This window comes from Bacillus sp. FSL R5-0439 (assembly GCF_038008805.1).
Taxonomy (GTDB): domain Bacteria; phylum Bacillota; class Bacilli; order Bacillales; family Bacillaceae; genus Bacillus; species Bacillus safensis.
The window spans coordinates 2,034,099-2,048,105 of sequence record NZ_JBBOZW010000001.1; the positions used below are offsets into that span (position 1 = coordinate 2,034,099).

The 14,007-nt window shown below is 41.0% G+C and carries 16 protein-coding genes; all 16 read right to left on the minus strand.

What is annotated here, in order from left to right; translation table 11 throughout:
- Positions 1–157: 157 nt before the first annotated feature.
- Entirely contained in the window at positions 158–541 is a 384-nt protein-coding gene (gene aroH, locus NST59_RS10275; protein WP_024422804.1) for a chorismate mutase, read from the minus strand.
- Positions 538–1,629, minus strand: coding sequence for a 3-dehydroquinate synthase (aroB, locus tag NST59_RS10280; protein ID WP_126681640.1), 1,092 nt, complete (start codon positions 1,627–1,629; stop codon positions 538–540). Before aroB ends, aroH begins: the two co-directional genes overlap by 4 nt.
- The gene (gene aroC / locus NST59_RS10285) at positions 1,629–2,801 is read right to left on the minus strand and encodes a chorismate synthase (protein WP_144490279.1); all 1,173 of its coding nucleotides are present in this window, start codon (positions 2,799–2,801) and stop codon (positions 1,629–1,631) included. The genes aroB and aroC overlap by 1 nt, the downstream gene beginning before the upstream one ends.
- A 74-nt stretch (positions 2,802–2,875) precedes the next feature.
- Positions 2,876–3,655, minus strand: a complete 780-nt coding sequence (locus tag NST59_RS10290) for a CheR family methyltransferase (protein WP_039179563.1) — start codon at positions 3,653–3,655, stop codon at positions 2,876–2,878.
- 145 nt (positions 3,656–3,800) lie between these two features.
- A complete protein-coding gene (gene ndk, locus NST59_RS10295) occupies positions 3,801–4,247 on the minus strand; it encodes a nucleoside-diphosphate kinase (protein WP_024422808.1) in 447 nt (148 codons plus the stop codon).
- 129 nt (positions 4,248–4,376) lie between these two features.
- The gene (gene hepT / locus NST59_RS10300) at positions 4,377–5,339 is read right to left on the minus strand and encodes a heptaprenyl diphosphate synthase component II (RefSeq protein ID WP_041085904.1); all 963 of its coding nucleotides are present in this window, start codon (positions 5,337–5,339) and stop codon (positions 4,377–4,379) included.
- A 24-nt stretch (positions 5,340–5,363) separates the two neighbouring features.
- The gene (locus NST59_RS10305; RefSeq protein WP_024422810.1) at positions 5,364–6,068 is read right to left on the minus strand and encodes a demethylmenaquinone methyltransferase; all 705 of its coding nucleotides are present in this window, start codon (positions 6,066–6,068) and stop codon (positions 5,364–5,366) included.
- A 3-nt stretch (positions 6,069–6,071) separates the two neighbouring features.
- Positions 6,072–6,839, minus strand: coding sequence for a heptaprenyl diphosphate synthase component 1 (locus tag NST59_RS10310; RefSeq protein WP_041085908.1), 768 nt, complete (start codon positions 6,837–6,839; stop codon positions 6,072–6,074).
- A 115-nt stretch (positions 6,840–6,954) separates the two neighbouring features.
- Complete coding sequence (gene mtrB / locus NST59_RS10315; RefSeq protein ID WP_008344541.1) at positions 6,955–7,185, minus strand: trp RNA-binding attenuation protein MtrB; 231 nt, start codon at positions 7,183–7,185, stop codon at positions 6,955–6,957.
- Between the two features lie 24 nt (positions 7,186–7,209).
- Positions 7,210–7,779 (minus strand): GTP cyclohydrolase I FolE, encoded by a 570-nt coding sequence (gene folE, locus NST59_RS10320; RefSeq protein ID WP_003215789.1) that lies wholly within the window; start codon positions 7,777–7,779, stop codon positions 7,210–7,212.
- 190 nt (positions 7,780–7,969) lie between these two features.
- Complete coding sequence (gene hbs, locus NST59_RS10325; RefSeq protein WP_003215863.1) at positions 7,970–8,248, minus strand: non-specific DNA-binding protein Hbs; 279 nt, start codon at positions 8,246–8,248, stop codon at positions 7,970–7,972.
- A gap of 375 nt (positions 8,249–8,623) precedes the next feature.
- On the minus strand, positions 8,624–10,102 hold the full coding sequence (spoIVA, locus tag NST59_RS10330) for a stage IV sporulation protein A (RefSeq protein ID WP_008344534.1): 1,479 nt from the start codon (positions 10,100–10,102) through the stop codon (positions 8,624–8,626).
- 204 nt (positions 10,103–10,306) lie between these two features.
- Complete coding sequence (locus tag NST59_RS10335) at positions 10,307–11,032, minus strand: hypothetical protein (RefSeq protein ID WP_144490281.1); 726 nt, start codon at positions 11,030–11,032, stop codon at positions 10,307–10,309.
- An 18-nt stretch (positions 11,033–11,050) separates the two neighbouring features.
- Entirely contained in the window at positions 11,051–11,254 is a 204-nt protein-coding gene (locus tag NST59_RS10340) for a DUF2768 domain-containing protein (RefSeq protein ID WP_034280421.1), read from the minus strand.
- 265 nt (positions 11,255–11,519) lie between these two features.
- Positions 11,520–12,557 (minus strand): NAD(P)H-dependent glycerol-3-phosphate dehydrogenase, encoded by a 1,038-nt coding sequence (locus tag NST59_RS10345; protein WP_144490282.1) that lies wholly within the window; start codon positions 12,555–12,557, stop codon positions 11,520–11,522.
- A 14-nt stretch (positions 12,558–12,571) separates the two neighbouring features.
- The gene (gene der / locus NST59_RS10350) at positions 12,572–13,882 is read right to left on the minus strand and encodes a ribosome biogenesis GTPase Der (RefSeq protein ID WP_041085918.1); all 1,311 of its coding nucleotides are present in this window, start codon (positions 13,880–13,882) and stop codon (positions 12,572–12,574) included.
- Positions 13,883–14,007: the final 125 nt, after the last annotated feature.

Sequence of the window (14,007 nt, forward strand, 5' to 3'; positions counted from 1 at the left end):
CTAAAAGAGGGTTTCTCTTTTAGGCAGCATGATTAAATAGAAGTATCGTATCTCTGCTCAACTCTACTCATCTCAACTACCCTAGTCTCATTCTCATCTTCTCTAAGCTTGCAATGCCGTTTACACCTGTGTGTAAACTTCGGCTGTTCATATCGTATTATAATTCCTTGTTTTTTGTCAACTGTAAATCAGGGCGAAGCGTCACAGCTTCTTCCAAGTACACATGCTGTATGTCTTCCTGCTTTGTATCTGTCTGGACAGTCATTAAGACACGAATACATTGCTTTAAACCGCCATCAATGTCTAGTTCCTGCATGCAAGTAACCGGTACATATGTCCATCCTTCAAACTGACGAAGTGCTTTTGCCGGAAAAACGGAGTGAATATCTTGTGTAGCTGAAATCAAGATCTGCACGACACGTTCTGGATCTACTTGGTTTCTTGAAATAATCGCTTCTAACAGCTGTTTCGTTTTGTTTAACACTTCAGTTTCTGTATCTTCTATCACAGTTGTAGCCCCACGTATCCCGCGAAACATCATAGACATCCCTCCTCCCGTTTCCATTCTTCGAGCCAGTAGTGCAGCTCATCTTTTGTGAAAGACTGTAAAGTGACGTCTCCAATCTGTTTTAATAAAACAAATTGAACACTGCCGCCTCTTGCTTTTTTATCACCAATCATCCGGTCAACAAATGTTTTCGTTGAAATATCTGGTGTGACTTGTACAGGGAATCCAAGCTCTTGCATCCACTCTTTTAGTTCCAAACGATTAAGGCTGAGCCCCAGCTGCTTTTCGCTCACATACAGCGCAAACTGCATGCCGATTGCAATGGCATCTCCATGCGTGATGACGCCGTATCCGTATTCTGCTTCAATGGCATGCCCCAGTGTATGGCCTAAATTCAAAAATGCACGCACACCTTGTTCTTTTTCATCTTCTTGAACAATTGACGCTTTGACTTGAATGCCTTGATACAGCATATGTGCCAGCTCACTCTTTGATAAATCCGACAAAGAACGAATGGACATTAGTTCTGCTAAAAAGTCTTCACTAGAAATCAATGCATGTTTGATGACTTCTGCAAAGCCTGATCTTCGTTCAATTTGAGATAGAGTCTCAAGCATACTAGTATCATAGATCACAGCTTTCGGCTGATGAAACGCACCGATTAAATTTTTACCGAGCGGATGGTTGATCCCTGTTTTCCCGCCAACTGCACTGTCATGTGCCAGCAGCGTCGTCGGAACTTGGATAAAGTCAATGCCCCTCATATAAGTGGCAGCAGCAAAGCCAGCCAAATCTCCAATCACACCGCCTCCCAGCGCAATAATGCAGGAGGAACGATCAAGCTGAAATTGAATGGCTTTCGTATGAATATGCTCAAATTCGGCAAAGGATTTTGACTGCTCTCCGCTTGGCACAACCACTTTGTTCACAGGCCACTTCTCTTGAAGTAAGCGAACCATCTCATCACCATAAATGGCATCAACAGCTGTATCTGTGACGATTAAGAGCTTCGTATAGGAATGCCCAGTGGAAGTTATCAAGTCGACGATATTGCGTTTAATCCCATCACCGATAAATACAGGATAAGTGGCTGAAGACGTCTTAACTTCCAGTGTTTTCATTAAAATTCCCTCTGAAGCTGGCGCATTTTTTCAACATTTTCTTTAATGCGGTCGATTTGGTCAAGGCCAAACTGCTCCACAACTGCATTGGCAATTTCCCATGCCACAACTGCTTCTGCAACAACACTTGCGGCAGGAACAGCGCAGCTGTCAGAACGTTCAATACTTGCTGAGAAAGGTTCTTTTGTTTCAATATCAACGCTTTGAAGCGGCTTATAAAGCGTTGGGATTGGTTTCATAACCCCTCTTACGACAATTGGCATTCCAGTTGACATTCCGCCTTCAAGACCACCTAGGCGGTTTGTTTTTCTCGTATAGCCCTTTTCTTCATCCCAGATGATTTCATCATGGACCTCACTGCCATTTTTAGAGGCTGCCTCGAAGCCAATACCGAATTCAACCCCTTTAAAAGCGTTGATACTAAGTACAGCGCCTGCAAGCTTGCTGTCCAATTTACGGTCGTAATGAACATAGCTGCCAACCCCAACCGGCATTCCTTCAACGATGACTTCAACAATTCCGCCAATTGAATCGCCATTTTTCTTCGCTTCATCAATTGCATCCATCATTTTCTGACCTGCTTCACTGTCATAGCAGCGAACAGGTGATTCTTCTGTTACCTTTTTCAAATCTTCAATAGACTCATATGCTGTATGAGCTGCTTTCACTCCGCCAATTTCAAGGACGTGGCCAGCTACTTTAATCCCTAGATGCGCCAAGATTTGTTTGGCAACTGCGCCTGCTGCTACGCGAACAGTTGTCTCGCGGGCTGACGAGCGCTCTAATACGTTTCTCATATCACGGTGTCCGTATTTAATCGCACCATTTAAATCCGCATGTCCTGGTCTTGGACGAGAGATTTGACGCTTCATTTCACTTTCTTCTTCTTCTGTGATCGGCTCTGCCCCCATCACCTTTGTCCAGTGCTTCCAGTCGTTATTTTCAACAACAAGAGCGATTGGCGAACCTAATGTTCTCCCATGGCGAACGCCACTTAACACTTTTGCCTGGTCTTTTTCGATCTGCATTCTTCTTCCTCGGCCATGACCTTTTTGTCTTCTAGCCAATTCATAATTGATGTCATCCTGCTCTATGTAAAGTCCTGCTGGAACTCCTTCAATAATTGTGGTCAATTGTGGACCATGTGATTCACCTGCTGTTAAGTACCTCATTGACTTAATCTCCCTTCATCGCATTAACGCTTTTAAGTAAAAATATAATAACACACTTACTACTAAAAAGTCAGCTACATACCCTTCTTTTGATAAAAGAAAGTATCAGCAGATGTCAGTCCAAACTTTTCAGGATGAAAAATTTGCTCTGTAGAACCAACAAATAATACGCCATTTTGTTTTAAACTACTGCTCATTTTCAAGTAAATTTCTTCTTTCGCCTCTTCAGTAAAATAAATCAGTACATTTCGGCAAACGATAAGGTCAAGCTGTTTTTCATATGGATCAGCTAAAAGGTTGTGCTTCTTAAATTGAATATGCTTTCGAACCTCATTTTTCACAGTGTAAAATGAGGAATCTTCTTTTGTGAAATACTTTTGCTTGATATGATCTGGTACCTCTTGCAGAGAGCGTTCATGATATCTGCCTTTTTGAGCTGACTGCAGAACTTTATCATCAATGTCAGTTGCAATAATTTGAAAATCTTTCACAAGAGGATGGCTTGACAGCAGCATAGAGAGTGTATATGGCTCTTCTCCTGTCGAACATGCTGCGCTCCAAATCTTTAAGGTGCCGCCATTTTTCGAAAGCAGCGGCAGGATTTTTTGATCAAGTACTTCCCAGCGCTGATAGTTTCGGTAAAATTCTGACACATTAATCGTCATGCGGTCCATCGTCTCATCTAATAGTGCTCTGTCCTTTTCAAGCGCGGCCGCGAATGCTTCGAAATCTTTAAATCCTTTTTTATCATAAAGTGATGTTAATCTTCGTTTCATTTGTGCTTCTTTATATAAATTCAGATCAACCCCGGTTAGTTTTTTCCATTTTCCAACAAATACTTGATATGGATCCATCAATGTCCTCTCCTGTCTCATCTATCTTTGTCCTAGTATAGCTGTTTTTATCGAAAATTTGTATCTTCTCATACGAAATTTCGTGTAGAAAGTTCAATATAAAAAAAGCCAAAGTGCTCATTGAATGAACACCTTGGCTTGAACCTTAATAAATCCAGCTTGAGATGGTTTGATCCCAGCTTGTGAGTTCTTCTTGTTTGAAGAATAAGTTAATTTCTCTTTCAGCACTTTCTGGTGAGTCTGACCCATGAATAATGTTTTTCCCAACAGTCAATCCATAGTCTCCTCTTATTGTTCCTGGAAGCGCTTCCTTTGGATTTGTTTTGCCGATAATTTGTCTTGTTACGTCTACTACCTGTTCACCTTGCCATACCATGGCAAATACAGGTCCTGATGTAATAAAGTCAACCAATTCCCCGAAAAATGGTTTTTCTTTATGCTCTCCGTAATGTGTTTCTGCTACTTCCTTTGGTATACTCATTAGTTTTGCACCAACAAGCTGAAGCCCCTTTTTTTCGAATCTTGACACAATGTCACCGATTAATTGTCTTTCTACACCATCAGGTTTGACCATAAGAAATGTTTTGTCCATATACGTTTTCCACCCCGTCGTTATGTATGTATAGGCTTACATTGTTACAAAGTGATCGTATCATTTTTTTTTATAATAATCAATTTTTGACAAAAAATTTCACAAAAAAACCAATCAACATAACGTTGATTAGAATTTTCGTTTCCCAATATATTTTGCAATGGAGGCGAGTGACGTTCTCGCTCGTCCTCGAGGAAGTTTGTCGAGCTGTTCAAAAGCTTTTTTCAAATACATTTCACTCACTCGAATCGAGCGGTCGATCGCATCTGTTTGTTTGAGGCTTTCAATGACAGGCTTCAGCTGCTTCTCCGTCGTTTCACTATTGATCAGCTTCAATTGACCTTCTAGTGTCGGATTTTTCAGTGCATATAAAACTGGGAGTGTGACATTCCCTTGTAAAAGGTCTCCTCCAACAGGCTTGCCCAGCTCTTCTTCTGTTGATGTGAAATCAAGGACATCATCAATGATCTGATAAGACATGCCGACATAGTATCCAAACCAATAAAGGGCTTTATGTGTTTTTTCATCTGTACCTGCTGCAATGGCGCCTAATTGACAGCTGCCCGCAATAAGCAAGGCTGTTTTTCGTTTGATTCTTCTTAAATATGTACGCAGGTTCTGTTCCATATTATATTTATCTTTCACTTGCTCTATTTCACCAAGACAGAGCTCAACGACCATTTTTGACAAAATTTCATGTGCCATTGGGTGATTGATTTTTGTCATGTATTCAAGTGATCTCGCAAACATATAATCCCCTGTGTACATGGCAATTCTGTTATCCCATTTTGCCTTTATCGTTGGTTTACCTCTTCTCAGCTCTGCATCATCAATCACATCATCGTGAACGAGTGATGCCATATGAATCAGCTCGAGAGCAACGGCAACATATTTAATTTTATTAATGTCATAGTCACCAAACATGCCTGAAAGGAGAACAAAAACGGGGCGGATTCGTTTTCCGCCCGCTTGCAGCAAATGAAGACCTGCTTCACTTAATAATGCATAATCAGAGCGAACTGTTTGTTCAAGCTCTTTTTCAATTATATCGATATCATGATTTAAAAAAGAGATCATTGCTTTTAGTTTCATTATCTTCACCCAAATATCGTTTATTCAAAGCTTCTTTCCGATATGTGTTGCTGCTACACCGCCTGTAAATGGATGATACGAGACATCAGACAACCCGGCCTCTTCAAACAGAGCCGCCAGCTCTTTCATGCCAGGGAATGTTTTGGCTGATTCTTGAAGCCATGAATATTCCTGATAACTTTTGGCAAACAGTTTACCAAAGAGCGGCATAATGTATTTGAAATAGATGTAGTAGCCCTGCTTAAAGCCGATCATCTCAGGCTGTGATGTCTCAAGACAAACAACCATTCCGCCGGGCTTCACTACTCGTGTCATTTCCTTTAGCACCGTTAAATAATCAGGGACGTTTCGAAGTCCAAAACCGATGGTGACATAATCAAATGAGTTGTCCTCAAAAGGAAGCTCCATCGCATTGCCGTGAAGCAATTCAATCTGTTTGTAGCCCCCAGTTTTCACCTTCGTTTCTCCAACACTCAGCATGTTTTTACTGAAATCAAGGCCTTTGACCTCGCCTTTTTCTCCAACAGCATCTGCAAGCGCAATTGTCCAATCGGCTGTCCCGCAGCATACATCTAATGCTTTAGAGCCTTTTTGCACATTCATGAGCTTCATTGTTTTATCACGCCATTTTTTATGCTGTTTAAAGCTGATGACAGAGTTCATTTGATCATAGTTTTTATAAATTTTTTCAAATACACCGTGTACTCGCTGTTCTTTTGATTGCTGCATGACTTACCCTTCTTCCACTTTCTGATGGTACGCAGGCTCATTTTTCATATGATCCAAGCGATTTAATAGCTCTTTTTGAACGACCGGAGATGAAACAAGATGCTCCTTGATCGGCCGTTTGGCCTTTTCATAGCCTTCATTCTCAAAGTTGTCAAAACATGAATAGGCGTCCGTATAACTATCGTTCAAAAAAAGTTTTAAATGTTTGTCATTTTCTGCTTGTTTCATGAAACGTTTATAAACAAGAAAACGACTTGCAATCTCATTCCAATGCGTTAATTGAAAATGCTCAGAAATCCTTTGGAAAAGCGCAGATTCAACTGTAGCTACACTTTTGTAAAAGTGCGCTGCATCTTGAATGGACCGGTCATACAGTCTAATTTTATGTTCATTGATCTCTTTGATCGCCGTAGCGAGCGTGCGGATCATATAAATGTCTTTCATGTCAGAGAGAAGAGAATAGTAGAGACCGCTGAAATAGTCTCCTGCCAGGATGGTCAGCTGACGATTTTTAAATTCGTCTTGCTTGATGGCTGCAGCAGTTGTGACTTCGTCATGGGTATCAAGGGCAATTTGCACAAGCATCGCCGTTAAAATATAATTTTCTTTTTTCTCTGCATCAATTTGAGCTTCATCAAACATTGCATGAAAAAGAAGGAGCTTATCTTCATCGATGAGTGGCGCGCGTAAATGCTTCGCCAAATAAGGATGAGAAAGCTTTTTATTTAATTTTATATTTAGATTAGATAAAATTCCGTAGATGTCTTGCAAAGATATCACCCTTGTCCCAAAAATTACAGTTTCATATGTAGACCTGCACATTGTATAGAGATTTATTATACCATATCAGCTCTCACTTTTATGCTATCAAGTGCATACAAGTTCTTTATTTCTTTGCTTCGCTTTGAATTTCACCGAAGCTTGTTTGAATGACAGCATCGCCTCTTACTTTGATCGCTGACGTATGCTCAGTAAATTGTGCAATGATCACTTCACCTTTATCGAGCTTCTCGGAATGGTGAAATCTTGTATCAGAGCCTCTTGTTAGGCCGATGACGTTTACACCATTATCAATGGCTTTAATCACCACAAAATCAGATGCTTTATTTTCACTCATTTTGTTCACCGTCCATCTATTGAATTAGTCGTTTTTAATAAAGGAAAGCACTTCTGCTCTTGCGGCTGCATCATTTGCAAATGTGCCGCGTACTGCTGAGGTCACTGTTTTAGCGCCTGGCTTTTTCACTCCGCGCATCGTCATACACATATGCTCTGCTTCAACGACAATCATCACGCCATGCGGATTAAGTGTTTCCACCATACTATCTGCAATGGTTGATGTAATGCGTTCCTGAAGCTGCGGGCGTTTTGCCACGGCTTCGACTGCTCTTGCCAGCTTGCTAAGTCCCGTTACTTTTCCGCCGCGCGGAATATAAGCAACATGGGCTTTCCCGTAGAAAGGCACGAGGTGGTGTTCACACATTGAATGGAAAGCAATATCTTTTACAAGGACGAGTTCTTCGTGGTCTTCGCCAAAAATGGTTTTAAAATGTTCTTTTGGATCTTCATTTAAACCTGAAAACACTTCTTCATACATTTTTGCGACTCGTTTTGGGGTATCGAGAAGTCCTTCACGATCTGGATCTTCTCCGATTGCTTTTAATATATCGCGTACTGCGTGTTCAATTAATTCTTTATTTATTTCACTCATGTATTATATCCTCCAAAGGCGATTACATTTCATTCAGATTCTAGCACACTTCAGATCCTAAAAGCAAAGGAGAGCGTTCTAAACGAACCTTTTGATTCAAAAGGAAAAGCCCCTTATGAAAGGGGCTTTTCTAGACCAGTGTGAAACTGTATATGTATAACTCCTTCAACAGGATCATTACACATAACGATTATTTACCTGCCACCGCGTCTTTAAGTGCTTTACCTGGTTTGAAAGCAGGTACTTTGCTTGCAGGGATTTCGATCTCTGCACCAGTTTGTGGGTTACGTCCTTTACGAGCTGAACGCTCACGTACTTCAAAGTTACCAAAACCAATTAGTTGGATTTTGTCACCATTTTTAAGTGCATCTAAAATTGTATCAAAAACAGAATCAACTGCTTTTGTCGCGTCTTTTTTAGATAACTCGCTTGCTTCAGCAACCGCGTTAATAAGTTCTGTCTTGTTCATGCCTTTCACCTCCTCCCAAAAATATGCATTCAATAGATTGTTATCATTTCTTCACAATTCATCTTCTTTCTATACCCTTTTTTAGAAAAAAAGAGCGTCCTAGAAAGCGTTATACATGGCTTTTCATTAGAAAACATCTCTTTGAAGGAATGTTTGTCCAACAAAGTGAAGATTTTCTGTAAGTAGATTAACACATATGAAATACCATATCAAGCATTTTAAAGGGAAGAATCCTTATTCGTCAAGGATTAAGGGCACTTTTGCGAACGAATATTCCTAATTTCAACCTGAATCTGACTAATCTTTATACAATTGTCTTTTTATGACTCATTCAATACGCAAAAAAAGACCCCTATCAATGAGAGGTCTCACTTGCTATAAAATAATCGCAATCAAACCGCCTGATCCTTCGTTGATGATTCTTTCAAGTGTTTCCTTCAGCTTATATCTTGCGTTTTCCGGCATGAGAGACAGCTTTGCTTGAATGCCTTCTCTGACAAGGGAGCTGAGGGAGCGGCCAAATATATCTGAATTCCAGATCGAAAGCGGATCATCTTCAAAGTCTTGCATTAAGTAGCGGACGAGCTCTTCACTTTGTTTTTCTGTTCCGATAATCGGTGCAAATTCGCTCTCTACATCTACTTTGATCATGTGAATAGATGGCGCTACCGCTTTTAATCTCACGCCGAATCTTGATCCCTGCCTAATAATTTCTGGCTCATCTAAACTCATATCTGACAACGCTGGCGCTGCAATCCCATAACCAGTCTGCTTCACCATTTTTAATGCGTCTGATACTTGATCATATTCTGTCTTAGCATGAGCAAAATCTTGCATGAGCTCTAGTAGATGGTCTTTACCTCTAATTTCTACACCAACGACTTCTTTTAAAATATGATCATATAGATCATCTGGCGCATACAGGTCAATCTCCGCAATCCCCTGACCCATTTCAATTCCTGCTAACCCCGCTCTTTCAATAAAATCAAATTCACTGAATTGACCAACGACACGGTCGACATCTCTTAATCTTTTAATATCCTTTACGGTTTCCTTCACTGAATCCTGATAACTCTCTCTCAGCCAGTGATCTTCTTTCAGCACCATCACCCAGCTTGGCAGGTTCACATTCACCTCTAGAACTGGGAATTCATATAATGCTTCACGAAGTACACTGAGTACATCTTGCTCTCTCATACTTTCTACGCTCATGGCGAGTACTGGAATATCATACTTTTGGCTAAGTTCCTGCCGGAGCGCTTCTGTTTCAGGATGATATGGCCTCACTGAGTTGATGACCATAATAAATGGCTTTCCAACCTCTTTGAGTTCATCAATCACTCGTTCTTCAGATTCAATATAATCATGTCTTGGGATTTCTCCAATGGACCCATCTGTTGTAATCACTACACCTATTGTTGAATGCTCTTGAATGACCTTGCGTGTACCAATTTCCGCTGCTTCATGAAACGGGATTGGCTCTTCATACCACGGCGTATTGATCATTCTTGGGCCATTTTCATCTTCATACCCGCGCGCACCAGGGACAGTGTATCCCACACAATCGACAAGCCTGATGTTGACATCAAGACCGTCACTCACATGAATAGATGCTGCTTGATTCGGTACAAATTTTGGCTCTGTGGTCATAATGGTTTTTCCTGCTGCGCTTTGCGGCAATTCATCCTGTGCTCTTGCACGATCTGCCTCATTATTGATATTCGGGAGCACCACGAGCTCCATAAACTTTTTAATAAACGTAGATTTCCCTGTACGAACAGCGCCAACGACTCCTAAATATATATCGCCTCCTGTTCGTTCAGCGATATCCTTGAAAATATCGACTTTTTCCAAGTGATCCCCTCCCGGACTTGCTATCCTCGTTTTCAAATTAAATACTCTATTCTTCAATCAAACTGTGCTTGAAAGGTGTCTGGACAATATATGTGTATGACGTTGTCCTATTTGAATATGACACCTTTTTGTTTTGAGAGTATGTTTAGCCATAAAAAAACCTTTCTCCTCATTTATATGCAGAGGAAAAAGGTTCATTCTTGTTTATGACGTCTTTTTTTCTAAAAAGGAAGGCTCACCTTTTTTGTTGATGGTATATGGGACAGAAAACGCGGGTACAAACGGGGTTTCCTGCCAATATACATCTTGAATGTTTTCACCTGGTTTCAGCTTTTGCTTCGAATTCTTCAAAATATGAGCAAAATCACTGCGGTAGTCCACATAGATGTCACCGTTTGATGAAATTAGTAATGGGAGGGAATTCCCTGTCACAGGACTCATGACCGCAGGCGGCGATTTTAATCCTAATTTTTTTTCATTTAACGTATATAAATTGGCTGATACGACTTTGCCGTATGGCGGATATGTATGTTCATCTTGATACATCTTGATCCTAAGACGTAATTCATTGATGGTCTGCGTCATTTTGACATCAAGCAGTTTCACAGTTGGTTTCTTTTCGACGTCTGTGAGGACATAAATATATTCGCCCCCGCCTTCATAAGATGTAGACGGTACGTCGTGTAAATATCTTGGTGACAAGCGCTTAAAGTCGATGACATATTTCTGATAAACCGGCGTGTCTGCTTCTTTCGTTTCTATAGGCAGAAGACCATTTGTTGCTTTTTGAAATTCCTCAATCGCTGTCTGGACACTTTGCAGCTGCTCTTCGTATGGCACCCGGTTTTCAGCTTTGCGATTCTCTGGATACAGACATCCTGTTAATAACATAAGTGCTAACAGCGTGACACTGACTTTTGCTCTGATCATCACATTCTTCCTTTTTCTTTATTCATTGACCGGCCCGCTAAAGACAACTAAAAACACAATGATACCTGATATCAGCATCAAGCTGTATGCGACGGTTGAGGCCGTTATTTTAAGAAATTTGCTTTTCAGCTTAAACCTGCTGAAATAAATGGTTACTACGGCTAAAAACATGAGCCCCATTGAACCAAGCGCAAACCACATCTTGATTAAAGCAAAACTCATCGTGCCTGTCCCCCTTCAAAACGAACGAATTGTAAGCGTTTATATTTCATTCTAAACCAAAAATAAGGTAAATATCAATCATTTTTCCAATCATTCAGAAAAAGCGCATAAAAAAACTGAAGCAAAGAGGGGGACTCTGCTTCAGTCATTGGATCGACTATTTTCCTCATTCTGTAGAGGCAAAGCTCTATTCAAACTTCATTGCTATGTTATGCAAGTCTTCCCCTTCTTGCATCCTCTACATGCCTAAGTTCAGTCTTTCCATTTATTTTGTTTGGTTTTCAAACATGTTCACAAGGTCTTCCATCTCATGTGTTTTCACACGTGCCATTAAAGATTCTACAGCATCGTCAACCTTTTTCCCTTCAAACAGGACGCCGTAAAGAGCCTCTGTAATCGGCATGCTGACCTTGTATTCTTTAGAAAGCTGATAAGCGCCTTTTGTTGTGCGGACGCCTTCGACAACCATCCCCATTTTTTCAAGCACTTCTTCGAGCTTATATCCTTTACCGAGTAAATTCCCGCAGCGCCAGTTACGTGAATGAACACTTGTACATGTCACAATCAAATCGCCAACACCTGTTAATCCGGCAAATGTAAGGGGATTCCCTCCCATTTTTGTGCCAAGACGTGCGATTTCAGCAAGTCCTCTAGTGATAAGCGCCGCTTTTGCATTGTCACCATATCCAAGTCCGTCTGTGATACCAGCCGCAAGAGCAATGATATTTTTCAATGCGCCGCCAATCTCTACCCCAATCACATCAGGGTTGGTGTACACTCTAAAATGATTGTTCATGAACAAATCTTGAACAAATTGAGCTGCTTCAACATTTTCTGATGAGACAGTAACAGTTGTCGGATGACGCAGACCTACTTCTTCTGCATGACTTGGCCCTGATAGGACAACGACAGCTTCTCTTTTCTCAGATGGGACTTCTTGTTCAATCATTTGAGAAATTCTAAGAAGTGTATCTGGTTCGATTCCCTTACTCACATGGACAAACGGCACCTTTGATGAAATCAGCTCATTTGCCTGCTTCAATACCTCACGAATGGCCTTTGTTGGCACAGCGACAATAATCGCCTCTGTTCCCTCTAAAGCCTGCTTCATATCAGTTGTCGCCTGAATAGACGCTGGCAGTTCGACATTTGGCAAGTAATCATGATTTTCATGTTTCTCATTGATTTGATCAATGAGCTCTTGTCTATGTCCCCACATGTGTACATCATGATGATTATCAGCTAATACAAGCGCAAGAGCTGTTCCCCAGCTGCCTGCTCCAAGTACGGAAATTTTCTTCATCCTGCTCACCCTTTTTATTTTCTCGCTCTCGCAAATATTTTAATTGGTGTTCCTTCAAAACCAAATGCATCTCGAATGCGGTTTTCTAGGAAACGCTCATAAGAAAAGTGCATAAGCTCTGGATCGTTTACAAACACAACGAAGGACGGAGGCTTAATGGCCACCTGTGTTGCATAGTAAATTTTGAGGCGCTGTCCGTTATGGGTCGGCGTTGGATTCATCGCCACCGCATCCATGATGATATCATTTAAAATATTGGTTTGAACGCGCATTGCATGGTTTTCGCTCGCTGTGATAATCGACGGCATTAATGTATGAATTCTCTTTTTCGTAAGAGCAGACATAAACAAGACAGGTGCATAATCAAGGAATTGAAAATGCTCACGGATGTTTTGCTCAAATTCCTTCATCGTACGCTCATCTTTTTCAACAGCATCCCATTTGTTCACAATGATGACTACAGCTTTACCAGCTTCGTGCGCATAGCCCGCAATTCGTTTATCCTGCTCAATAATGCCTTCCTCGCCGTCAAGTACAACAGCGACAACATCAGAGCGATCAATGGCTTTTAATGCACGAAGCACACTGTATTTCTCTGTTGTTTCATATACTTTCCCTTTTTTCCTCATACCTGCTGTATCAACAATGACAAAGTCACGCTGATTGTACGTAAACATCGTATCGACAGCATCTCTTGTTGTACCAGCGATGTTGCTGACAATGACGCGGTCTTCTCCCAGCATGGCATTCACTAAAGAAGATTTCCCTACATTCGGGCGGCCAATTAAGCAGAACTGAACAACTTCTTCATCATATTGCGTATCCGGTAAATTCTTAAAATGTTCTGCAACTGCATCAAGCAGATCACCAAGACCTAACCCATGTGTTCCAGAAATCGGAAACGGCTCGCCAAATCCGAGCGCATAAAAGTCATACACGTCGCTTCTCATTTCAGGGTTGTCCAGTTTATTGACAGCAAGTACGACTGGCTTTTTCGTGCGATATAAAATTTTTGCAACTTCTTCATCCGCAGATGTCACGCCATCTCGGCCATTCACCATAAAGATAATGACATCCGCTTCGTCCATTGCGATTTCTGCCTGATGGCGAATTTGCGCCAAGAATGGCTCATCTCCAATATCAATTCCACCAGTATCTATTAAATTAAAGTCATAATTTAACCATTCCGCAGAGCTATAGATTCGATCTCTTGTTACACCAGGTGTGTCTTCTACAATCGATATTCTTTCGCCTGCGATTCGATTAAAAATTGTAGATTTTCCAACGTTGGGCCTTCCAACAATGGCTACGACAGGTTTACCCATAGTACCCTTCCTTTCAATCCAGCCGCGATTCAATATGTTCATCATCATGTTTCAACCGGGATTTATAATTTTCATTCAGTTTTATGAAATAAACCCTTCAAACATGAAGGGTTCAACTTATATAT

What these genes read in the sequence shown, in the direction of transcription:
- NST59_RS10345 (WP_144490282.1), bottom strand. Translation starts at nt 12,557, where the DNA reads ATGAAGAAAATTTCCGTACTTGGAGCAGGCAGCTGGGGAACAGCTCTT.
- NST59_RS10335 (WP_144490281.1), bottom strand. Translation starts at nt 11,032, where the DNA reads ATGATCAGAGCAAAAGTCAGTGTCACGCTGTTAGCACTTATGTTATTA.
- hbs (WP_003215863.1), bottom strand. Translation starts at nt 8,248, where the DNA reads ATGAACAAGACAGAACTTATTAACGCGGTTGCTGAAGCAAGCGAGTTA.
- aroH (WP_024422804.1), bottom strand. Translation starts at nt 541, where the DNA reads ATGATGTTTCGCGGGATACGTGGGGCTACAACTGTGATAGAAGATACA.
- aroC (WP_144490279.1), bottom strand. Translation starts at nt 2,801, where the DNA reads ATGAGGTACTTAACAGCAGGTGAATCACATGGTCCACAATTGACCACA.
- der (WP_041085918.1), bottom strand. Translation starts at nt 13,882, where the DNA reads ATGGGTAAACCTGTCGTAGCCATTGTTGGAAGGCCCAACGTTGGAAAA.
- NST59_RS10340 (WP_034280421.1), bottom strand. Translation starts at nt 11,254, where the DNA reads ATGAGTTTTGCTTTAATCAAGATGTGGTTTGCGCTTGGTTCAATGGGG.
- hepT (WP_041085904.1), bottom strand. Translation starts at nt 5,339, where the DNA reads ATGAAACTAAAAGCAATGATCTCTTTTTTAAATCATGATATCGATATA.
- mtrB (WP_008344541.1), bottom strand. Translation starts at nt 7,185, where the DNA reads ATGAGTGAAAATAAAGCATCTGATTTTGTGGTGATTAAAGCCATTGAT.
- aroB (WP_126681640.1), bottom strand. Translation starts at nt 1,629, where the DNA reads ATGAAAACACTGGAAGTTAAGACGTCTTCAGCCACTTATCCTGTATTT.
- folE (WP_003215789.1), bottom strand. Translation starts at nt 7,779, where the DNA reads ATGAGTGAAATAAATAAAGAATTAATTGAACACGCAGTACGCGATATA.
- NST59_RS10290 (WP_039179563.1), bottom strand. Translation starts at nt 3,655, where the DNA reads ATGGATCCATATCAAGTATTTGTTGGAAAATGGAAAAAACTAACCGGG.
- ndk (WP_024422808.1), bottom strand. Translation starts at nt 4,247, where the DNA reads ATGGACAAAACATTTCTTATGGTCAAACCTGATGGTGTAGAAAGACAA.
- NST59_RS10305 (WP_024422810.1), bottom strand. Translation starts at nt 6,068, where the DNA reads ATGCAGCAATCAAAAGAACAGCGAGTACACGGTGTATTTGAAAAAATT.